General features: G+C 62.1%; 20 protein-coding genes. 5 read left to right on the top strand and 15 right to left on the bottom strand.

What is annotated here, in order from left to right; translation table 11 throughout:
* Positions 1-2 precede the first annotated feature (2 nt).
* From queA to coaD, 6 genes are read right to left on the bottom strand one after another with little or no spacing between them, the layout of a single operon-like run.
* A complete protein-coding gene (queA, locus tag RB623_RS02250; protein ID WP_308055131.1) occupies positions 3-1,079 on the bottom strand; it encodes a tRNA preQ1(34) S-adenosylmethionine ribosyltransferase-isomerase QueA in 1,077 nt (358 codons plus the stop codon).
* On the bottom strand, positions 1,076-1,474 hold the full coding sequence (locus RB623_RS02245; protein ID WP_308055130.1) for a hypothetical protein: 399 nt from the start codon (positions 1,472-1,474) through the stop codon (positions 1,076-1,078). Before RB623_RS02245 ends, queA begins: the two co-directional genes overlap by 4 nt.
* 22 nt (positions 1,475-1,496) lie before the next feature.
* Complete coding sequence (locus RB623_RS02240) at positions 1,497-1,946, bottom strand: DMT family transporter (RefSeq protein WP_308055129.1); 450 nt, start codon at positions 1,944-1,946, stop codon at positions 1,497-1,499.
* A gap of 39 nt (positions 1,947-1,985) precedes the next feature.
* Positions 1,986-2,501 carry a peptidylprolyl isomerase gene (locus RB623_RS02235; RefSeq protein ID WP_308055128.1) on the bottom strand — a complete coding sequence of 172 codons (516 nt, stop codon included), beginning with the start codon at positions 2,499-2,501 and terminating at the stop codon, positions 1,986-1,988.
* Positions 2,502-2,560: 59 nt separating this feature from the next.
* Entirely contained in the window at positions 2,561-3,154 is a 594-nt protein-coding gene (locus RB623_RS02230; protein ID WP_308055127.1) for a peptidylprolyl isomerase, read from the bottom strand.
* Positions 3,155-3,178: 24 nt separating this feature from the next.
* Positions 3,179-3,679: a pantetheine-phosphate adenylyltransferase gene (gene coaD / locus RB623_RS02225; RefSeq protein ID WP_308055125.1), complete on the bottom strand. Its 501-nt coding sequence runs from the start codon at positions 3,677-3,679 to the stop codon at positions 3,179-3,181.
* Between the two features lie 267 nt (positions 3,680-3,946).
* Between coaD and RB623_RS02220 the strand changes: the two genes are divergently transcribed.
* Positions 3,947-4,090, top strand: coding sequence for a hypothetical protein (locus tag RB623_RS02220; RefSeq protein WP_308055123.1), 144 nt, complete (start codon positions 3,947-3,949; stop codon positions 4,088-4,090).
* 12 nt (positions 4,091-4,102) lie between these two features.
* Here the strand turns inward: RB623_RS02220 and RB623_RS02215 are convergent, their stop codons facing one another.
* Together RB623_RS02215 and gyrA are read right to left on the bottom strand one after the other, a co-directional pair.
* On the bottom strand, positions 4,103-5,443 hold the full coding sequence (locus RB623_RS02215; protein WP_308055122.1) for a tetratricopeptide repeat protein: 1,341 nt from the start codon (positions 5,441-5,443) through the stop codon (positions 4,103-4,105).
* 196 nt (positions 5,444-5,639) lie between these two features.
* Positions 5,640-8,423 (bottom strand): DNA gyrase subunit A, encoded by a 2,784-nt coding sequence (gene gyrA / locus RB623_RS02210; RefSeq protein ID WP_308055121.1) that lies wholly within the window; start codon positions 8,421-8,423, stop codon positions 5,640-5,642.
* A 125-nt stretch (positions 8,424-8,548) separates the two neighbouring features.
* On the opposite strand from gyrA, the gene RB623_RS02205 reads away from it, so the two are divergent.
* Together RB623_RS02205 and RB623_RS02200 are read left to right on the top strand one after the other, a co-directional pair.
* Positions 8,549-9,559: a type II CAAX endopeptidase family protein gene (locus RB623_RS02205; RefSeq protein ID WP_308055120.1), complete on the top strand. Its 1,011-nt coding sequence runs from the start codon at positions 8,549-8,551 to the stop codon at positions 9,557-9,559.
* Between the two features lie 67 nt (positions 9,560-9,626).
* Complete coding sequence (locus RB623_RS02200; protein ID WP_308055119.1) at positions 9,627-10,256, top strand: MarC family protein; 630 nt, start codon at positions 9,627-9,629, stop codon at positions 10,254-10,256.
* Positions 10,257-10,329: 73 nt separating this feature from the next.
* Here the strand turns inward: RB623_RS02200 and RB623_RS02195 are convergent, their stop codons facing one another.
* From RB623_RS02195 to RB623_RS02185, 3 genes are all read right to left on the bottom strand, one after another.
* Complete coding sequence (locus RB623_RS02195; RefSeq protein WP_308055117.1) at positions 10,330-11,373, bottom strand: sterol desaturase family protein; 1,044 nt, start codon at positions 11,371-11,373, stop codon at positions 10,330-10,332.
* A 222-nt stretch (positions 11,374-11,595) separates the two neighbouring features.
* Positions 11,596-12,621 carry a LacI family DNA-binding transcriptional regulator gene (locus RB623_RS02190; protein WP_374121629.1) on the bottom strand — a complete coding sequence of 342 codons (1,026 nt, stop codon included), beginning with the start codon at positions 12,619-12,621 and terminating at the stop codon, positions 11,596-11,598.
* A 94-nt stretch (positions 12,622-12,715) separates the two neighbouring features.
* The gene (locus RB623_RS02185; RefSeq protein ID WP_308055115.1) at positions 12,716-13,237 is read right to left on the bottom strand and encodes a single-stranded DNA-binding protein; all 522 of its coding nucleotides are present in this window, start codon (positions 13,235-13,237) and stop codon (positions 12,716-12,718) included.
* A gap of 71 nt (positions 13,238-13,308) precedes the next feature.
* Here RB623_RS02185 and RB623_RS02180 point away from each other — a divergent pair, with 71 nt between their 5' ends.
* Complete coding sequence (locus RB623_RS02180) at positions 13,309-13,710, top strand: hypothetical protein (protein WP_308055114.1); 402 nt, start codon at positions 13,309-13,311, stop codon at positions 13,708-13,710.
* Positions 13,711-13,731: 21 nt separating this feature from the next.
* On the opposite strand, the gene RB623_RS02175 is transcribed toward RB623_RS02180, so the two are convergent.
* Positions 13,732-15,102, bottom strand: a complete 1,371-nt coding sequence (locus tag RB623_RS02175) for a hypothetical protein (protein ID WP_308055113.1) — start codon at positions 15,100-15,102, stop codon at positions 13,732-13,734.
* Positions 15,103-15,992: 890 nt separating this feature from the next.
* Between RB623_RS02175 and uvrA the strand changes: the two genes are divergently transcribed.
* Entirely contained in the window at positions 15,993-18,917 is a 2,925-nt protein-coding gene (uvrA, locus tag RB623_RS02170; protein ID WP_308055112.1) for an excinuclease ABC subunit UvrA, read from the top strand.
* A 407-nt stretch (positions 18,918-19,324) separates the two neighbouring features.
* Here the strand turns inward: uvrA and RB623_RS02165 are convergent, their stop codons facing one another.
* From RB623_RS02165 to RB623_RS02155, 3 genes are all read right to left on the bottom strand, one after another.
* Positions 19,325-20,053, bottom strand: coding sequence for an FRG domain-containing protein (locus RB623_RS02165; RefSeq protein ID WP_308055111.1), 729 nt, complete (start codon positions 20,051-20,053; stop codon positions 19,325-19,327).
* A 124-nt stretch (positions 20,054-20,177) separates the two neighbouring features.
* Complete coding sequence (locus tag RB623_RS02160) at positions 20,178-20,630, bottom strand: hypothetical protein (protein ID WP_308055110.1); 453 nt, start codon at positions 20,628-20,630, stop codon at positions 20,178-20,180.
* 20 nt (positions 20,631-20,650) lie between these two features.
* Complete coding sequence (locus RB623_RS02155; RefSeq protein ID WP_308055109.1) at positions 20,651-20,995, bottom strand: hypothetical protein; 345 nt, start codon at positions 20,993-20,995, stop codon at positions 20,651-20,653.
* Positions 20,996-21,321: the final 326 nt, after the last annotated feature.

Here is a 21,321-nt window from a genome sequence, read left to right as displayed (position 1 = left end):
CGTCACAGCTCCTTGCGAAACAGCAGCCCCGCATCGCCATAGGAGTAGAAACGATAGCCGCTTTCGATCGCATGCGCATAGGCGGCGCGCATGGTGTCGAGGCCGGAGAAGGCTGAGACCAGCATGAACAGGGTCGAGCGCGGCAGATGGAAGTTGGTCATCAGCACGTCGACCGCGCGGAACCGGTAGCCCGGCGTGATGAAGATCGAGGTCGCGCCCGACCAGGCACCCACCGTGCCGTCCTCGGACGTCGCGCTCTCCAGCAGGCGCAGTGAGGTCGTGCCGACAGCGACGACGCGCCCTCCCCGCGCGTGGGCCGCGTTGAGCGCCGCCGCCGTCCCGGCCGAAACCGTGCCGGTCTCGGCGTGCATATTGTGGTCCGCTGTATCCTCGGCCTTGACCGGCAAAAAAGTACCGGCGCCGACATGCAGCGTCACGAAATGCCGCTCGATACCGGCGCGGTCGAGAGCGGCGAACAGTTCCGGCGTAAAATGCAATCCGGCGGTAGGCGCCGCCACCGCACCCTCCTCGCGCGCATAGACGGTCTGGTAGTCGGTGCGGTCGCGCTCGTCGTCATCGCGCTTCGACGCGATATAGGGCGGCAGCGGGATGTGGCCGACGGCCTGCAGTGCCTCGTCCAGGTAGGCCCCGGACAATTCGAAACCGAGCAGCACCTCGCCGGCTTCACGCTTATCGAGCACGGTGGCATCCAGCTTGCCGAGGAAGCAGACCTCGCCGTCATGTCCGAAACGGATGCGGTCGCCGACTTGAAGCCGCTTCGCCGGACGCATGAAGGCAAGCCATCGGTCGGGCGCGGTGCGCATATGCAAGGTCGCGTCGACCGCGGCGGTCGCCTCGCCGCGATGGCGGATGCCGCGCAACTGCGCCGGGATGACCTTGGTGTCGTTGAACACCAGCGCGTCGCCGGCCCTCAGCAGCCCGGGCAGGTCGCGCACCGAGCGGTCTTCGAGTTCGCCGTCCTGGCGCACCACCAGCAGCCGCGCGGCATCGCGGGGCTCGGCGGGGCGCAGCGCGATCCGCTCCTCGGGCAGTTCGAAATCGAAGAGGTCAACCTTCATTGCGGCTCGGAGCAATCGACGACGAACGCGCCCTCGCCTTTCCAGGCAAAAACGCCGCTGGCGACGGATGTCTCGCCCTCGCTTGCCTTGAACACACGCAGCCGGCCGATGATCTCGTTGACGCCCTCGTCGGTGATGTCGAGGACAAGCTGGCGGTCGTCCTCGAACGCCTGTCCCACCGCGATTGGCGTTCCGGGCCAGCTTTTCGGCGTCGACGACCACATCTTGTCACCGACCGTCACCACCACGCGAGAGACGCTGAGCACGTCGACATGGCCGACCAGAAGGTCGATGCCGACGCCCTCGCCGTCGCCGCAGGAAATCTCGCCGGTCGCCATCGCCGGCGCGGCCGAGGCCAGCAGGCCGGCAAGAAGGACGAATGCATGCTTCGACATCGACTGCTCCGCAACCACCGCTTCAGTACAAACGTACCAGAAGCGCCCCGGCAAGCAGAAGCATCGCGCCGGCGATACGGCCGAGCGAAATCTCGCGCACGGCCATGCCGAGAAAGCCGATGCGGTCGAGCAGCATGCCGGCGATCAGTTGCCCGGCAACCAGGAAGGCCATCAGCGCGGCGGCGCCGATGCGCGGGATCAGCAGCGTGGAGATCGTGACATAGGCGGCGCCGAGCACGCCGCCGGCCACGAACAGCCACGGCGCCGGAGCGCGCCAGTCGAGCGAGACGTCGTTGAAGCGGGTGAAGGCAACTGTGACGACGCCAAGCACCACCGCGCCCGACAGGAACGAGAAGGCGGCGGCCGCGACCGGCAGTCCGAGACCGCGCGCCAGTTGCGAATTGATGGGCGCCTGGACGGCGATGAAGGCGCCCGACAATATGCCGAGCAGCGACCAGACCAGCCCCATCATCGCCGCGTTCCCAATGTCCAGGTGATGCCGGCCTGCGCGCTATTCGGCCACGTCCGCCGCGACCTTCATCGAGACGATCTTGTCCGGGTCGACGACCGGCTCGCCGCGCTTGATCTTGTCGACGTTCTCCATGCCCTCGATCACCTGACCCCAGACCGTGTACTGGCGATTGAGGAAGCCCGCATCGCCGAAGCAGATGAAGAACTGCGAATTGGCGGAGTTCGGGTTCTGGGCCCGCGCCATCGAGCAGGTGCCGCGGCCATGATTGACGTTGGAGAATTCCGCCTTGAGGTCAGGCTTGTCGGAGCCGCCCATGCCGGCATGTGACGGGTTGAAGGATGCGCCATCCGACTTGCCGAACTTCACGTCGCCGGTCTGGGCCATGAAACCGTCGATGACGCGGTGGAAGACCACGCCGTCATAGGCGCCCTCGCGCGCCAGTTCCTTGATGCGCGCCACGTGGCCGGGCGCAAGGTCCGGGAAAAGCTCGATGACGACCTTCCCCTTGGTGGTTTCAACGATGAGCGCCTGCTCGCGATCCTTGATCTCGGCCATGACTTCTTTCCTTTGGATTGATGCTTCGCGACCTTAGCCGGCCGGCGACTGTTCGGATCTTACTTATCCGAGGCGATGCGGACTTTCAGCATGCGGTCGGGTTCGCTGACAACCCCGTTCTGATCCGCGTCGCCCTTTTTTATCTTGTCCACCAGCTCCATGCCGCTCTCGACGGTACCCACCACCGTGTACTGGCCGTCGAGGCCGGGATTGGGCGCGAACATGATGAAGAACTGCGAATTGGCGGAATCAGGATTCTGCGCCCGCGCCATGCCGACGACGCCGCGAACATAGGGCTCGCTGGAGAACTCGGCCGGCAGGTCCGGCTTGTCCGAACCGCCGGTGCCGGCGGCGCCGGCGTCATAGCCGTCATTCATGTCGCCGAACTGCACGTCGCCAGTCTGCGCCATGAACCCGTCGATGACGCGGTGGAAAGCGACATTGTCATAGGCGCCCTCGCGCACCAGCGCCTTGATCTGATTCACGTGCTTGGGTGCGAGGTCGGGCCGAAGCGCGATGGTGACGTCGCCGTCCTTCAGCGTGACGATCATGGTGTTTTCCGGCTCGGCCGCCTGGGCGGGAGCAAGGAACGCCAACGAGCCGATAACGGCCAGCAAGGCGGCGAACTGCCGGCGAGAGAGTTTTGACAGCATCGAAGACCTTCTCCGGATTCCTGGTTACGTCGCGAATTTCTGCCTGAGCGCGCCGGCGACCGCGGCGGGAACGAACGGCCTGATGTCGCCGCCCATCGACGCGATCTGCCGCACAAGTGTGGCGGTAATGGTGCGTACCGACGGGCTCGCGGGCAAGAAAACGGTCTGCAGATCGGGCGCCATGGTCTCGTTCATGCCCGCCATCTGCATCTCGTAGTCGAGATCGGTGCCGTCGCGCAGGCCGCGGATCATGATCGAGGCACCGACCTTGTGGGCGGCGTCGATGACCAGCCCGTCGAACGACACGACCCTTATGCGGTCGGCGCTCTTGCCCAGTTCAGCCCTTGCGGCGGCCGTGATCAGGTCGACGCGTTCCTCGAAGGAAAACAGAGGCTTCTTGCCAGGATGGATGCCGATCGCGGCATGGACCACGTCCGCCACGGCCAGCGACGCCTTCAGCACGTCGAGATGGCCGTTGGTCAGCGGGTCGAAGGAGCCGGCGTAGATGGCGATGCGTTCGGTCATGGCCGCCGCTTCTAGCGGGACGCCGACGCAAAGGCAATTCGGCCAGGCTGCTTGTGCAAGTCACGGCCGGCCGTTTCGAAACGTCTTTATGCGGCGAGAAGAATCCGGACGCGTCGCGGCAACAAATTGTTCACCAACCTTGGACCGAAAACCGGCCCGATGACGCACTGTTCACGAAAGCTTCACCGGCGCCCGGCGAAGTCGGTACCCATATAAGAAGAAACCAAAGCACAGAGAACTGCGTTAAGGCAGCAGGAGAAAACCGCCATGATGATCACCATGCTCGCCGTCGCCATGACTCTCGCAATGCTGATCGGGACCGTATTCGGGCTTCGCGAGGAAGCAGAGCGCATCAAGGTCGAAAGTCGCGCCAGCCAGAACCAGGGTTTTGGCGCGCACCGCTCGCGCTAGAATTCGCTGCGCTCAGGGCCGCTTTCGCGCCGTGACGACAAGGCCGATCACTGGCTCGGCGTTCTCGCTTCTCAGTTTTTCGCGCACACAACGCTCAACGTCCAGACCGACGTCTTCCAGACATCTTCTTACATAAGACTCGGCGTGGGCGTATCGCCCGTTCACGGCCAGTTGGAAATCCTCCTGTACCTCAGCGCCGAGCGCCTCGACCGTGAAGACCAGTGCGGCGTCTCCGCGCAGCGCCGACGCCCCTGCTGCCGAAAACTCCTGCAATCGGCCGAAATAGCAAAGCGTGTCAGCCGAGGCGATCACGTCGTAGGCGTCCGGGCGCGCGGCCAGAAACGCCGTCAGTTCCGCCTGCTGAAGATCGTCGTAGAGGCCTAGCTTGTTAGCGTTCCTCAGCATGCCGCCCGAAAGGTCGACACCGACCAACGAACGCGCATATGGCCGGAAATATTTCGCGCATTTGCCCGTGCCGCAGCCGGCGTCGAGGATGGCGAGGCCGTTTCTTTCGCCCGCCGCGGTGGCGACAGCGGCACCGACCAGTTCGGGGGCGCGATAGTCCAGGCTGTCCAGCTTGGCGTCGAAGGAACTGGCGAACTGGTCGAACAGCTTGCTCACATAAATGTCCGACGCCCGGTCCGGCACGTTCTCGCCGGTCATCGACGCCCGCATGTGCTGGGCCTGCGCGTCGTTCGGATTGGCGTCCGCCCATTTCTTGACGAAGTCGATGGCGAGGTCCTTCAGCCCGGCGAACCAGTAGGCCAGCGCCAGAAAATGCGCCGGCACGCCCTTGTCGGGCAGGTGCACGGTGGCCTTCCAGAAATAGTCGATGGCCTCGCGCGCCCGGCCGGTGTCGAGCAGGATGGCGGCGAGATTCTGGTGCGCCACCCCGAATTCGGGATTTATGTCGATCGCCTTGCGCAGCAGCTTTTCGGCAAAGCCGTCGTTGCCAGCATATTTCACGATCGCGGCGAGATTGGCGTAGGGGTCCGCCAGATTGGGGTCGATCTCGATCGCCTTGTCGTAGGCGGCGACCGCTGCGTCGGTATCGCCAAGTTCGACATAGGCATTGCCCAGATTGTTGCGGATGCCGGCATGCGCCGGGGCGATCTCTGCGGCCTGCTTCAGGATCTCGACGCTTTTTTGCGGGCCGTCGAGGTGAAAGCGCACTACGCCGAGAAAATTCAGGACGTCTGCCCGTCGCGGCTCGATTTCCAGAACGCTTTCAAGGATTTCCGCGGCGCCTTTAAGCTGCTTCTTGCGCATCAGCTCGACCGCCATGTCGACGGCGTCGTCGACGGTAAGCTCCACGCCATCCTCACCGTCTGCCCGCCCGGTTTCCTCGGCCATGGACGCTCCGTTCTGCCGGCGAGCAGACGCGGTGCGTCCGCGAAACCGGTTGGTCCTGTCGTAGAAGGCGACTGTAACAGGCGGAATGCGCCACGCACAGGCACGCGTAACAGGCCGTTGACGTCGCCGAACCTGATAGCGCGGCTTGCCCGACGCAGAGGGGGAACGGCGCGGCAAGCCGCCGCGCCGCGATGCCCTATTCTTCCGGCGAAGGCTCGGAGGGCGGCTCTGCGGCGCCTGCTTCGGCCGGCCCGGTCTCATCCTCATCCGCCTGGGGCTCGGAGATGCGCTCGACCGACACCACCTTCTCGTCCTCGGCGGTATTGAAGATGGTGACGCCCTTAGTGGCGCGGCTGGCGATACGGATATCGTGCACCGGCACGCGGATGACCGTTCCGCCATCGGAGACCAGCATGATCTGGTCCTCCTGCGCTACCGGGAAGGTAGCTACCAGCTTTCCGATCTCGGCGGTGCGCGACACGTCGGTGGCGCGGATGCCCTTGCCGCCCCGATTGGTGAGGCGGAAATCGTAGGACGACGAGCGCTTGCCGTAGCCGTATTCGGTCACGGTCAGCACGAACTGCTCGTGAGCCTTCAGCTCCTCGTATCGCTCGTCGGAGAGATCCGTCTCCTCGCCGACCTCCTCGTTGGTGAGTGATATGTCCTCCTCGGCGCTGTCGGACGAAGCCGCCCGGCGCTCGGCCGTCGCGCGCTTCAGATAGGCAGCACGCTCGGCGGGCGATGCCTCGACATGCTCAATGATGGACATCGAGATAGCGCGATCGTCCTCGCCGAGCTTGATGCCGCGAACGCCTTGCGAGCCGCGGCTCTGGAACACGCGCACATCAGTCACTGGGAACCGGATGCACAGGCCTGAATCGGCCGTGAGCAGCACGTCGTCGTTCTCGGTGCAGGTTTCGACCGCAAGGATGGTGTCGCCCTCCTCGTCGAACTTCATCGCGATCTTGCCATTGCGCCTGACGTCGGCGAAGTCGGAGAGATCGTTGCGGCGAACGGTTCCGCGCGTCGTCGCGAACATGACGTGCAGCTTATCCCACTCGGACTCGTCCGGCAGCGGCAGGATGGCGGTGATGCGGTCGCCGCTTTCGATCGGCAGGAGGTTGATCAGCGCCTTGCCGCGCGACTGCGGATTGCCGATCGGCAGCCGCCAGACCTTCTCCTTGTAGACGATGCCGCGCGAGGAGAAGAACAGGATCGGCGTATGCGTGTTGGCGACGAAAAGCCGGGTGACGAAGTCGGTATCCTTCGTGGACATGCCGGAGCGGCCCTTGCCGCCGCGATTCTGCGCCCGGTAGAGCGACAGTGGCACACGCTTGATGTAGCCCTCATGGGTTACGGTGACGACCATATCCTCGCGCTGGATGAGATCCTCGTCCTCCATGTCGGAGCCGGCGTCGGTGATCTCGGTGCGGCGCGGCGTGCCGAACTCGTCGCGAACGGCGGTCAGTTCGTCCTTGACGATCTGCATGATGCGCGCCCGCGACGACAATATATCTAGGAAATCAGTGATCTCCGCGCCGATCTCGTTGAGTTCGTCGGCGATCTCGTCGCGGCCGAGCGCGGTGAGGCGCGACAGTTGCAGGGCGAGGATGGCGCGCGCCTGCTCTTCCGAGAGATTGTAGGTGCCGTCGTCGTTGATGCGGTGGCGCGGGTCGTCGATCAGCCGGATCAGCGCCTCGACGTCGGCCGCCGGCCAGCGCCGCGTCATCAACTGCTCGCGTGCCGAAGCCGGGTCGGAGGCGTTGCGGATCACCTTGATGACCTCGTCGATATTGGCGACGGCAATCGCCAGGCCGACGAGGATGTGGGCGCGGTCGCGCGCCTTGCGCAGCAGGTATTTGGTGCGCCGGCTGATCACCTCCTCGCGGAAGGCGACGAAGGCCTTCAGCATGTCGATCAGCGTCAGCACTTCCGGCTTGCCGCCGTTCAGCGCCACCACATTGGCGCCGAACGAGGTCTGCAGCGGCGTGAAGCGGTAGAGCTGGTTGAGGATGACCTCGGCATTAGCGTCGCGCTTCAGCTCGATAACGACGCGGTAGCCCTGGCGGTCGCTCTCGTCGCGGATGTCGGAGATGCCCTCGATGCGCTTGTCGCGCACCAGTTCGGCCATCTTCTCCTGCATCGTCGCCTTGTTCACCTGGAAAGGGACCTCGGTGACGATGATCGCCTCGCGGTCGCCGCGGATCTCCTCGACATGCACCTTGCCGCGCATGACGATCGAGCCGCGGCCGGTGGCGTAGGCGTTGTAGATGCCGGAGCGGCCGAGGATGATGCCGCCGGTCGGGAAGTCCGGCCCGGGGATGATCTCCATCAGGTCCGGCAGGTCGATCGCCGGATTGTCGATCAGCGCGATGCAGGCGTTGACGACTTCGACGAGATTGTGCGGCGGGATGTTCGTCGCCATGCCGACAGCGATGCCGCCGGAACCGTTGACGAGAAGATTGGGGAAACGGGCAGGCAGAACCTTCGGCTCCTGCCCTGAGGCGTCGTAGGTGTCCTGGAAATCGACGGTCTCCTTGTCGATATCCTCGAGAATCTCGTGGGCGACCTTGGTGAGGCGCGATTCGGTGTAACGCATCGCCGCCGGCGGATCGCCGTCGATCGAGCCGAAATTGCCCTGGCCGTCGATGAGCGGCACGCGCATCGACCAATCCTGCGCCATGCGAACCAGCGCGTCGTAGATCGAGGCGTCGCCATGCGGATGGTACTTACCCATCACATCGGCGACTGGGCGCGCCGACTTCACGTATTTGCGGTTCCAGTGATAGCCGCTCTCATGCGAGGCGAAGAGGATGCGGCGGTGCACCGGCTTCAGGCCGTCGCGAACGTCCGGCAACGCGCGGCTGACGATGACGCTCATCGCATAGTCGAGATAAGAGCGCTGCATCTCCTCGATGATGGAGATCGGCTCGATGCCGGATGGGTCGTCAGGCCCGCGCGGAATATTCTGGTCGGTCAAATCGGATCGCTATCTATGAGGGGATTCGTAAGCCGCTTATATAGGATCGGCGGCGTCTTCTCCAATGCTTCGGTATGTTATCACCGGCTAAGATGCAACCATGCGACCGGGGCGAGGGAAAATACGTGCAGTCCACGAGCCAAGACAGCTCCGAACGTTTCCACGCCTTCGTCGAGCAGGCGTCGAAGGGCCGCAACTCCCTGCCCCGCATCCTGATCGGCCTGTGCATAATCCTCGCGGTCTGGTTCGCCGGAACGTTCGCGCTCATGGCAGGCGGCGCCTATGCCCTGCACTTCGGCTGGCTGCCGGCGCAATGGGCGCCGCGGTCCAGCGGCAACGCCTTCTTCGCCTTCGCAGAATCGCGCGCGGGCCTGGTGGCGGCGATCCTGACGGTCGGCTGCATCTGGCCGGGCGTATGGCTGGCGGTGCGCCTTGTCCACCGGCGCCGCCTTGCAACGCTGTTCGGCGCAGAGAGCCGGATCGCCGGCGGCGATTTCTGGCGAGCGCTGCTGGCGACGCTGATCGTGGCCGTCCTCATCAGCCTCGTCACGCTCCTCACCGAGCCGAAACTGACGGCGACCGGCATTTCGCCTGTCACCTGGCTCATCGCCCTGCCGATCGCTCTGGTCGTTCTATTGATCCAGACCTCGGCCGAGGAAGTGCTGTTTCGGGGTTATCTTATGCAGACCCTGGCGCAGCGATTCCGCTCGCCATGGGTGTGGGCCGTCGCCCCTGCCCTTCTCTTCGCCCTGGCGCACTGGTTTCCGGACGCGCAGCCATGGATGAACGCGGCCGTCATCTTCTCCATCTTCCTGTTCGCCATGGGCGCAGTGCTTCTGGTGAAGGCGACCGGCAATCTCGGTGCGGCCATGGGCATGCATTTCGCCAACAATCTGGTCGCCTTCCTCTTCGTCACCGCAGGGCCGCCGGGGCAGGCCCTCGCCTTCTTCGCCACGCCGAGCGTCGACGATCCGTCGTGGACGATCTCCGATGCGGCGATCGGCGGCTTGCTGCAAATCGTCATGATGGCGGCCATTCTGGCGCTGCTGCTGCTGAAGGGCTCGCCCCTGCGGCTGAAATCCCCGCAGCCGGCGGAATACCGGACCGGGGTCGCGGCGGAAACGCCCGCCCGTTGAAAGCCGTGCTGGCGCCGCGCGCGGGGCCGGGCTAACCTCTCGCAGGCAAGGGCGGGAGGGGTCTCACATGCCGAGCTATGACGGCATCTTCAACGCGTTCCTGACGATCCTGGTGACGATCGATCCGCCCGGGCTGGCGCCGCTGTTCCTGGCCGTGACGCGCGGCATGACCCGCGAGCAGCGAACGCAGGTCTCGGTTCGCGCCACCATGATCGCCTCCGCGATCATGATCCTGTTCGCCATCGCGGGTGCGGTGGTTCTGAGCGGGCTGGGCATCACGCTGCCCGCCTTCCGCGTCGCCGGCGGGCTGCTGCTTTTCTACATTGCCTTCGAGATGGTGTTCGAGCGCCGCCAGGACCGGAAGGAGAAAAGCGCTGACGTGGCGGTCACCAGGGATCACATCCAGGACATCGCCGCCTTTCCCCTCGCGATCCCGCTGATCGCCGGACCGGGCGCGATCTCGGCGACGGTGCTGCTTTCCGGCAGTTTTCAGGGGATCGCGGCAAAGTCCGCTCTGGTCGGCATCATCCTGGTCTGCCTGGGACTGACTTATCTCGTCTTCGTGCTTGCAGAACGCGTCGACCGCTTCCTCGGTCAGACCGGCCGCTCGATCCTGACGCGCCTGCTCGGCGTCATCCTGGCGGCCTTGGCGGTGCAGTTCGTCGCCGACGGCGTCAAGGCGCTGGTGGCGGCGTAGCCGAACGCGCTCCGTCTGCCGAAGCCGTCAGGACGGCTCCGCAGCCCCGAACGGACCGACCCAATCCGGCATCTCACACCTCGGCGCCGGTGGATTGCTTGCGCTTGAGCGCTTCCGCCTTGGCATTCATGCGGGCCTTTTTCTTCTGGTAGCGCTCCTGCATCTGGCGCTCGCCATCCTTGCTGCCGTCATGGAACGTGCCGAACCACCGATCGAAGGGGATCAGACCGTCGCCGTAGTTCACTTCGAAATACTTGTGGTGAAGGTGATGGATGTAGGCGTGGCTATCGAAGCCGGTTCTGTCGGTAATTTCCACCTTGTCGAAGCCGACATGACCGGGAATGGCGCCGAAGCCGGCGACATGTAGCTGGTAGAGGGCAATGATCGGATTCGACGGGATGAGCAGGTGCCAGAACATGGTCCCCAGGTAGAAGAACTGCTCCACCGGGTGCATGGACAGCGAAGACCACGGGGAAGGGTTCACCGAATTGTGGTGAACGGAGTGGACCCACTTGTAGAGCGGCCCCCAGTGGATCGCACGATGGAGCAGGAAGAAGTGCGTCTCGTGGATGACAGGGACCACCAACGCCAGGCAAAACAGATAGACGGGGTGCTCCGCGAAGGTCAGCCACGGGACCCATCCGTTGGCGTAGGCCATGAGCACGGCCACCTGAATGCCGGTCCAGATCGGCAGGCCGGTCCCGAAGGTCCGCATCATGTTGTCGAGGTTCTGTCGCTCGAACACGAACACCTTCGACCGCTGGTCGGCTGGGAACTTGCAGTCGTACTTGAAGCGGTTGCCCTGCGAGCGCCGGATGTAGAGCTTCAGTTCGAAAGCGCCGTAGAACAGGAACACGGCCACGGCGTTTATGAAGAACAGCCTGACGATCCAGCTCCAGGACAAGGTCTGCATCGTCTCGACGTCCGGCAGCGCCAGATGCCACCATGCCACCGCCGAGGCGGCGAACAGCAGATTGTAGGGGAAGAAGTAGTGCGGCAGCCACCGCAGCAGCTTCAACGGCTGCGGTGGAAAGACGAAAAGCGGCGCCGTCGCCGCGGGTTCGTTCGGAGCCCAGTCACCGCGCTTGTTTCGCTGCCCGTACAAGAGGTCGTCCATGGCGGGACCTTTCAAAGCCTTTGCGAGCGATCATGGGGCATTCGAGGGCGGCAGCGCCCATCCAATGGCCGGTCTGCGGATAGCAACCGGTCTCGACATCCTCTGTGAACGCCTTGACGGCGCTGACCTACTGCCGCTGCTTGCCGCCCATTCGCTCCTCCACGGCATCGACAATTACAGCAGCCGACGCAAAGGGTCGCGAACTGAGTTGATCAAATCTGATCAGACGCTTTCGGTCGTGACGGTCACGAAGCGAATGGAAGGATTCTCGATTTTCGCGTCGACGACGCCAAGTCGGGATAACATCAAGTCTATGGCGCGACGCGCCTGCGCCTCCGGCGCCTGATCGATAACCACATGCATCGTGCCGTCGCGCAGGGCAGCAGTTGTTCGCTCGGTCAGTTCATGCCCGATGAAGGTCACCCTGCCAGAGCCGAATTTCCTCAACACGTCACAGAGCGCAAAGTTTCCGCCGCCGGCATTGTATAGGCCTGCCAGGTCGGGACTTCGCCGAAGCGCGTCCTGAAGTATCTCCGCCGCACGCATGGGATCGTCATGGGTGTGGGCGATCTCGGCTTGCCCCAGATTGCCGCGATTATGGCGGCGCAGGGCATCTGCGAAGCCACGCACACGTTGCCTGTGGATCGAATAAACGTCGGAATGGCACAGCACCAGAACGGGGCCCTGCCTTGGCTGCAGGGCAGCCATCAATTGGCCCGCCGTGCGGCCGGCCGCCTCGTTGTCAATTCCGATGAAGTCGGTTTCGACGTCCTCAAGGCGGGTGACGATCTGCAGGACCGGTACGTTGTCGCGCAGCAGCCGTTTGAGCGCCAGGCTTACCTCGTCATACTGTGGCACGGCCAGGACGAGCCCCGATCGGCGGGCATGAGGATTTCCGATACGGTTGGCTATCGCCCCGGGATCCGCCTCATCGACAAATGTGCGGTGTATGGAGACGAACGGGTCGAGTGAGGCGGCGATGCGTTCAAAACTGCGGGACAGGCGGGCAAAGAAGGTCGTCTCCGGCCGGACCAGTATAACTTCGATGCGCAGGACCCCACGGTGCTGCTCCGGCAGTCGCCTGGCGTAGTCGAGCCTGCGCGCCGCGGCGAGAACCTTCTCGGTCGTGTCGGGCCTTACCCCGCCGCGACCGTTCAGTACCCGCTCGACAGTCGCCGTTCCTACGCCAGCGGCGGTGGCGATATCCCGGATCGTTGCCTTCAATCGCTGCTTCCCATGGCCGGACAGGGCGCGACATGCCAGCTCGACGAAAAGGAAAAAGGCGCTGTAAAACAACGCCTTTAGGGTATCAGGAATTCCATCTTTAGTCCGACGGTCGATCCTAGAACGGGATCTCGTCGTCGAGATCGCGCGAAGAACCGCCGCCGCCCCGCGCGGGCGCACCGCGGCTCGAGCCATGATCGTCACCGGCGTTCGAATAGCCGAAATCCGAACCGCCGCCACGTCCGCCGCGATCGTTGGAATAGCCGACCTGCTGGTCGCCACCCTGGCCACGCGCATCGAGCATCTGCAGCTCGCCGCGGAACTTTTGCAGCACGACCTCGGTCGTGTAGCGGTCCTGGCCGCTCTGATCCTGCCATTTGCGGGTCTGCAACTGGCCCTCGACGTAAACTTTCATGCCCTTCTTCAGGTACTGCTCGGCGACCTTGGCGAGGTTGTCGTTGAACACGACGATGTTATGCCACTCGGTCTTTTCCTTGCGCTCGCCGGAATTCTTGTCACGCCAGGTCTCCGACGTTGCGATGCGGAAATTGACCACCGGATCGCCCGAGTTCAGCCGGCGAATTTCAGGGTCGGCCCCGAGATTGCCGACCAGAATGACCTTGTTCACGCTACCCGCCATGATACGTCTCCACGCTCGTCCTAACTTTGGCTGTCCATAAGGGGCCGCATCCTATCCGATCGGGGCTCCCCATGCGGCGATCGGCGGAAATTTCCTACGGCCTGTCCACAATTTGTTTGTACCTGTTTTGTTCGCACGACGCCAGCGAAAAATGTCAGGAGCTCGCGCTGTCGCGTTTTGATTTCGGTGGCATCGTTCCTATAGTTGGCGGCATGATCGCCGCCGCCATCCCAACCACCGTCCTGATCGTAGCCGCGTCGACTGCCATTGCCCCGGCGCTCGCCGATCAGCCCGCCGCCTCCTTGCCAGGCGTCACGCAGCCTGAGCCGATCGTGAAGCAACTGGCGAAGCCGCTGGAACAGCCGCGCAAGGACGAGAACGGCTTCGTTCGCATGGGCAGTTGGGACGTGAAAATATCCGGCTCGGTAACCGTCGACATCAGCGCCGGCACGCTGAACACACTGCCGCGCTGACGAACCGGCCAGTCGAATTTCTCACTTCGCCTTCGTCCTGAGATCGGCGATGCCCAGTTCCTCCCAGATCCAGCCGAAATCGTAACCGACGGTCCCGGGCTGCTCCCTGCCCCAGACCTCCAACTCATCCAGCCATTTGGCGACCTTGCCGCGACCTTGCGCGGTGCGCGCCGCTTCGCGCGGGCTCACGTCGCCAAGGATGTCCAGTGGCAGGTCGAGCAGCCGTGTGAAGAGGTCGTGCGTGGCAAATTCGGGTTCGTCGTCGGGGTTGGCGAGTTCGTCATAGCTGTGAAGCTGAATGCGCGGCTGGCCGAGTTGACCCTTGAGAATGGATTTCAGCATGATCTTCGCCCGGTCGGCGCGAAGCTTCGAGTTGGCGGAAAGGATCAGCATCCGGTCCTGCAGGTTTATCGAGGCGAGCACCTCGTTCCCATCCTCCAGCGTGATGTGAAGCCGCTCGTTCTCGACATAAGACCCCTTGCCCGAGGACGGGGCCGAAGCGGCACCGGCCGGCGTTTCCACCCAGTTCCAAACGGCTTCATCCTCTCGCAGCAGCTCCGGCGTCTCGTTCAGCCGGCGGGCGATCCCATCGACGGAAACGCCGGCGGTCAGCGGGTAGCTGATCGTGTGGAAGGAAAGCTCTTCGCCGTCGCTGTTGAAGCGGGGCGGCAGCACCTTGGCGATCTTGCCGCTCAGCGTGTCTTCGAGCCAGATCGCGGTGAATTCCGGCGCGGAGCCATGCAGGAACATGGTTTCGCCGAGGCTTTGCAGGTCGAGCCCCTCCAGAACGTCATCGGCGGGAATTTCCTGTTTCGAGGCCTCTTCGCCCAATTGTTTCATCGGATCGGCGATGACCCGCATGACTTCGGCGACGGCTGTCTCGCTGAACCGCATAAGACCGCCGCCGAGGCGCTGTTTGCCCGCCACCTCGACGACCCGGCAGCCCAGGCGATCGCCCTCCTTCAGCATGCGCGTGGCGGAGTGTTCGGTGACAAGCGCGGGCTCGCCGCCACGGACCAGATCGCGCAGCAGCATGGATTGTCCCGGGACAATGCCGCTTACCTCGTAGAGGCTGAACAGTGAGTCGCGCAGCGCCTCCATGTAGCGGCGCGCCGACGGCGACTCCTTCCAGCCGCGCCGCTTGAGATAGTCGTCGACGATCGTCCGCTCGTCCTCTTCAGAGGCAGGCCGAGTGAGGAAATCCTCGAACGCGCAGCCCCAGAGATTTCTCATCTCTGCTTCGCCGATCAATTCCTCGAGTTTTTCGTAGTCGACACCGTAGTCGTCGAAGGCCGATCCGAAATGCTCCTCGAAAACGTCGTCGAAGAGATCACGCCATTCTTCGCGGTTCGACCATTTGATCAAGCCGTTGAGTTCATGATTTTTCGCCATCGGATCGCAGCCATTGTGGACGGTGGAATGACGGCATCTTAAAGCATGTCGCTCCTTATCCGCTTCATTCTGTTTCTCGTTTGGCGAGGCGATCCACAAGGAAGGTCGCGAAGGTCGATGTGGTTCATCGGCCGAGCGACCTGCCGAAGTGGGCGCCCGCCAAACGAGAAACAGAATGAAGCGGATAAGGCGCGACATGCTTTGACGGCCGCTGATGCAAAGCGCGACTGTGCCGCCGTGCGATGGCGGACCCCATCCACAAGACGAAGCCCTGCCGCTGGTCAGAGCGCGCAGGGCTTCTTTTCGGATATTACCCTATTGCCGGGGGGATTTCACCGGCTTTCATCTCGGGCGCTTCGCGGCGTCAGCCGACGACCCGACTAGCAGTCTCTGATTGTAGGGGGAACGGCCAGCTCTGCCTGCCGGATTTCGTCCCGGCTGTTCGCTTGCCGCCGGCTCCGGTTCAGGCGCGGAGCCTCGTGGAACTATCCGGTGGAGTCATGCCTCGCTCCCGTGTTCGTTCAACAAAGGCCAGCCGGGAGTTTTGGTCCGCGGCGTCTCGCGAACCGGGCTTTCGCACCGTCCGATCAGCCTTGCTGATCTCTCCCGGGCGACGGAGATGAGTTTGCCAAGCCCTGCCGGCCGCGTCAACCCAAGATGATCAGCCGGCGAAAAATGTGATCGGCATCCCGCCGCCGCGGCTGGCACAACAGCTTTGTCAGGAGAACGTTCGGCCTTTGTTCTTTTTGCTTGCCCCGCCCCGCCAAAGGCGCGTAAATCCGCCTTCGGCGGCGCCCGCCTCGAAACGGCGGCCGCCATACCTACATAGGCGAAGGCGGTTCGAGACGGGCCGGCCGGGACTCTCAATGATTGACAGGCGGCGGAGCGGCATGGCCGACCACAAATACATTTCGGTGCGCGGCGCGCGCGAGCACAATCTCAAGAACGTCGACCTCGACCTGCCGCGCGACAGTCTCGTGGTGATGACCGGCCTATCGGGCTCGGGCAAATCCTCGCTCGCTTTCGACACCATCTATGCCGAGGGGCAGCGGCGCTATGTCGAGAGCCTGTCGGCCTATGCCCGGCAGTTCCTGGAAATGATGCAGAAGCCGGACGTCGACCAGATCGACGGCCTGTCGCCCGCCATCTCGATCGAGCAGAAGACGACCAGCCGCAACCCGCGCTCCACGGTCGGCACCGTCACCGAAATCTACGACTACATGCGCCTGCTCTATGCGCGCGTCGGCATCCCCTATTCGCCCGCCACCGGCCTGCCGATCGAGAGCCAGACGGTGTCGCAAATGGTCGACCGCGTACTGGCGCTGGAGGAAGGCACCCGCCTCTACCTGCTGGCGCCGATCGTCAGGGGCCGCAAGGGCGAATACAAGAAAGAACTGCTGGAACTCCAGAAGAAGGGTTTTCAGCGCGTCAAGGTCGATGGCCAGTTCTACGAGATCGCCGACGCGCCGGCGCTGGACAAGAAATACAAACACGACATCGACGTCGTCGTCGACCGCATCGTGGTGCGCGGCGACCTGGCGGCGCGGCTGGCCGATTCCATCGAGACGGCGCTGAAGCTGGCGGACGGGCTCTGCGTCGCCGAATTCGCCGACAAGCCGCTCGACGCCAGCCAGACCGGCGACGACGCGGTCAACAAATCCGCGAACGAAACGCACGAACGCATTCTTTTCTCGGAAAAGTTCGCCTGCCCGGTCTCTGGCTTCACCATCCCCGAGATCGAGCCGCGCCTGTTCTCCTTCAACAACCCGTTCGGCGCCTGCCCGACCTGCGACGGGCTGGGCAGCCAGCGCGCCATCGACGAGAACCTGATCGTGCCGGACGAAAACGTAACGTTGCGCGATGGCGCCGTCAGCCCGTGGGCGAAATCGACCTCGCCCTACTACGCGCAGACGCTGGACGCGCTCGGCAAAGTTTTCGGCTTCAAGCTCGGCGACAAGTTTTCCAGCCTCTCGGACGAGGCGAAACACGCCGTGCTGCGCGGCACCGGCGAGCGCGAGATCACGTTCAACTATGACGACGGCCTGCGCTCCTACAAGACGACAAAAACCTTCGAAGGCGTGATCCCCAATCTCGAACGCCGCTGGAAGGAGACGGAATCGGCCTGGATGCGCGAGGAGATCGAGCGCTTCATGTCGGCCACGCCCTGCCCCGCCTGCAACGGTTTCCGCCTCAAGCCGGAATCGCTGGCGGTCAAGATCGGCGGCTGCCATATCGGCGAGGTTTCCAACATGTCGATCCACAAGGCGGACCGATGGTTCACCGAGTTGCCGGCAAGACTCAACGCCAAGCAGAACGAGATCGCGGTGCGCGTCCTCAAGGAGATCCGCGAGCGCCTGCGCTTCCTCAACGACGTCGGGCTCGACTATCTAACGATGGCGCGCAATTCCGGCACGCTGTCGGGCGGCGAGAGCCAGCGCATCCGCCTGGCGTCACAGATCGGCTCCGGCCTCACCGGCGTGCTCTACGTGCTCGACGAGCCCTCTATCGGCCTGCACCAGCGCGACAACGCCCGCCTGCTCGACACGCTGAAGCATCTTCGCGACCTCGGCAACACGGTGATCGTCGTCGAGCACGACGAGGACGCCATCCTGCATGCCGACTACGTCGTCGACATCGGCCCGGCGGCCGGCATCCATGGCGGCCAGATCATCGCCCAGGGCACGCCGGCCGAGATCATGGCCAATCCCAACTCGATCACCGGCAAATACCTGACCGGCGAATTGGAAATCGCGGTGCCGGACGAGCGCCGAAAAATGAAGAAGGGCCGGCGCATAAAGGTGGTCGGCGCGCGCGGCAACAATCTGAAGGACGTGACGGCCGAAATCCCGCTCGGCACGTTTACCGCCGTCACCGGCGTGTCGGGCGGCGGCAAATCCACCTTCCTGATCGAGACCCTGTTCAAGGCCGCCTCGCGCCGCATCATGGGCTCACGCGAGCACCCGGCCGACCACGACCGCATCGAGGGCCTGGAATTTCTGGACAAGGTCATCGACATCGACCAGAGCCCGATCGGCCGCACGCCGCGCAGCAATCCGGCCACCTACACCGGTGCCTTCACGCCGATCCGCGACTGGTTCGCCGGCCTGCCGGAGGCCAAGGCGCGCGGCTATCAGCCCGGCCGTTTCTCCTTCAACGTCAAGGGCGGCCGCTGCGAGGCCTGCCAGGGCGACGGCGTGATAAAAATCGAGATGCACTTTTTGCCCGACGTCTACGTCACCTGCGACGTCTGCCACGGCAAGCGCTACAACCGCGAGACGCTGGAGGTCACTTTTAAAGGCAAGTCGATCGCCGACGTGCTCGACATGACGGTGGAGGAAGGCGCCGAGTTCTTCGCCGCGGTGCCCTCCGTGCGCGACAAGCTGCAGACGCTGGCGAAAGTCGGTCTTGGCTACATCCATGTCGGCCAGCAGGCGACGACGCTCTCAGGCGGCGAGGCGCAGCGCATAAAACTCGCCAAGGAGCTGTCGCGAAAAGCCACCGGCAAGACGCTCTACATTTTGGACGAGCCGACCACCGGCCTGCATTTCCACGATGTGGCGAAACTCTTGGAAGTGCTGCACGAACTGGTCGACCAGGGCAACACGGTGGTCGTCATCGAGCACAATCTGGAGGTGATCAAGACCGCCGACTGGATTCTCGACCTCGGCCCCGAGGGCGGCGACGGCGGCGGCGAACTGGTGGCGCAGGGCACGCCGGAGGAGGTTGTCGAGGAGCCGCGGAGCTATACGGGGCAGTTTTTGAAGGAACTACTGGAGCGGCGGCCGAAGGCGGGAAAGCGCGAGGCGGCGGAGTGAGAGTACACGCTACGGCTCGGTTGCAGCTACTTGCCTTATCTGGGGTCCTCGCTTGATCTCAGAAAGAGCAGCCTGAAGATGCTCTAACGATTCCTTGACGGACTTTGAGCTGACATGTCTCGGCGCATGTACTAATTGGTTACGAAACTTCCGCAGAACCTGTAGTTGCTGTGCTGTTTCGCTTGATATAATTTCTAGCTTGTACAAGCTAGAAATCGCTTCTCCCAACGAGAGGTTTCTGTCTGTGAGCTTACGGGCGTGTCCGAGAATAATTTCCTCGAGCTCCACCCAATCCCGCATAAACAACCCGACGTCGCCGACCTGTAATTCGTCCTTCAGTTCGCTTCTAATCTCGTCGCAAACCCGCTTGATCCTGTCCCCACGCGGATAGAGTGCGGTATCAGGTATCACATTAAAGCCCCGCCCCAGAAGGCAACCGTATCTGGAATGGCAAACTTTGCGATCAGCCTATTTCGGAAATCGAGTTCCGTTTTCGAATCGAAGTCCGTGGTCACGTCGCTAGTTCCCGCCATGTAGCCTTCTTGAAAATGCGGCCGCAACGCTGCTGGAGGGCATATACTGAGCAGTCGCACGTTAACGATTTCATGTTCAGAGTTGATTGAAATGCGGTTCGTCACATGAGGGAGTCCCAACACATACACGTAGGCAGTTCCTCCGGTGCGTTTTAGCTGCGCAAACGAGCACGCAACCCGCAGCGAATGCGTAACATCGAGAAGTGGTGTTTGATGAACCTCGTAGTGCTGCAAAATGCTCCATTGGACGTATCGTTTGAGCCGAATGTCTCTTAAACCTTCAAGCGATTGGCTACGCCATTTCTCGATTAAAAGTTTGCAGGCCTGATCCAGCATATCAAATCTGTGACGTATCTCCCGTTCTGGAATAGCGTCCCCTCGATAAATTCCGGGATAAAGCGTCGTTCCGCCGGCTCGACTACGGTAGTCGTTGCTCTGCCCACGAAAGAATAGAAACTCATCATTGTTGATATAAGCTAAACGAGCTACATGTTCGACTAACTGGCGGAAGGTTCTGACCGGAAAAGCATCCGCCTTGTCGACCTCTTTCGTGCCGTAGTGATTTAAGAGTTCAGGCGTCAATTTCGGGGTTATGGAGCGCACGTGAACCCTCTTATATTGTGAGCGACTCATCGTAAAGCTATCGCTCCACGATATCAGCTCTATGCGAGATTTTGTAATGGCACCTTGATATTTTAACTAGTAAAATTGACGCTCACGGAATAGCTTAAAATATGGTCTTCAGAACTTTCTCGGTTCCTGCCACCAGATCTGCAATCTCCTCCTTGCTAGGCTCTCGCCCTTTTGCGTGATCACACAGATTTCGAATGTCCGCCAAATGCTGAATAAAGCGCCATTGAGGAATCGAAATTACGTCGGCGTCCTTGAGGGATTGATTCAGATCAGAGATACCCGGGTTTTTCTTGGAAATCTTGATATCATGCAATTCGCACAAATGCAAAAGATGTTTTTCAATGACAACCCCACAAATTGTACCAGATGCTCGCAAATACCCTGCCTTCGCAAGGGCTTCTGCGGATTCGACTTCTGTATCAAAAAGGTCTGCTTGCAGTATAGACCTCATATCCATTAAAGTTGAACCTAGAGTCGATTTTGCGGCCTTTATCATATTTAGCTGCTGTTCAAATTCAGGAATCGCAGCAGACCCATCGACAACCACCTCCTTCTCCCATCCACGAGTCACTTTGAGACCTGGAGATAGTCACGAATCATGTAATTTTGGAAACTAATGTCCTTTCTACCTTTTGGCACATCAAAATATGAAATAAAATCCGACAATCGACCAGGCATTATCTGCCTAATTATAGCCTGCGCCTTCGAGTACCACTCTTGATAACTCTCTCTGAAGTTTGGCAATTTATTTACAAAGTCGGCGAGTTTTTTCTGATCTCCTCCGAAAGTAGCCAGATAGGCCTTCTTAGACTCCGATGGCTTGCAGTCAAATTGAATTGCTACAAGCAGCTTTGTTCCTTCAGCTACCAGCTTGTCTAACTCGACCTCAAATTTCTTCGTCCGTTCTGACATTCGTCGCCCGCCCACTATTATTTGTTAGTTTGCGAAACGAGTCCGAGACGTCAAGCGCCTTAGGGCGCAAAGAGGGACGCCGGACGGAGCGTGACGATTGCCGCAGTCGCCTCACCAAACAGTTCTAGTCGTGAATGCTCCACCGCCTAAAAGGCGGTGGCTTCGGGTTACGGCTTAAAGCCGGATCGGTCCGCCGGCGGCGGACGAGGCATTCACTCACGTCACGTTGAAGTCGTCATCGGGCTCGGGTGGCGTCTGGTTCTTGATATATTCCATCCACATCTCGTCCGTTACGTTGCCACTCGTGGTGACCCAATAGCCCCTCG

The sequence above is a fragment of the Mesorhizobium sp. LHD-90 genome, assembly GCF_030929505.1.
Taxonomy (GTDB): domain Bacteria; phylum Pseudomonadota; class Alphaproteobacteria; order Rhizobiales; family Rhizobiaceae; genus Kumtagia.
This window is presented reverse-complemented; position numbering and strand designations above follow the sequence as displayed.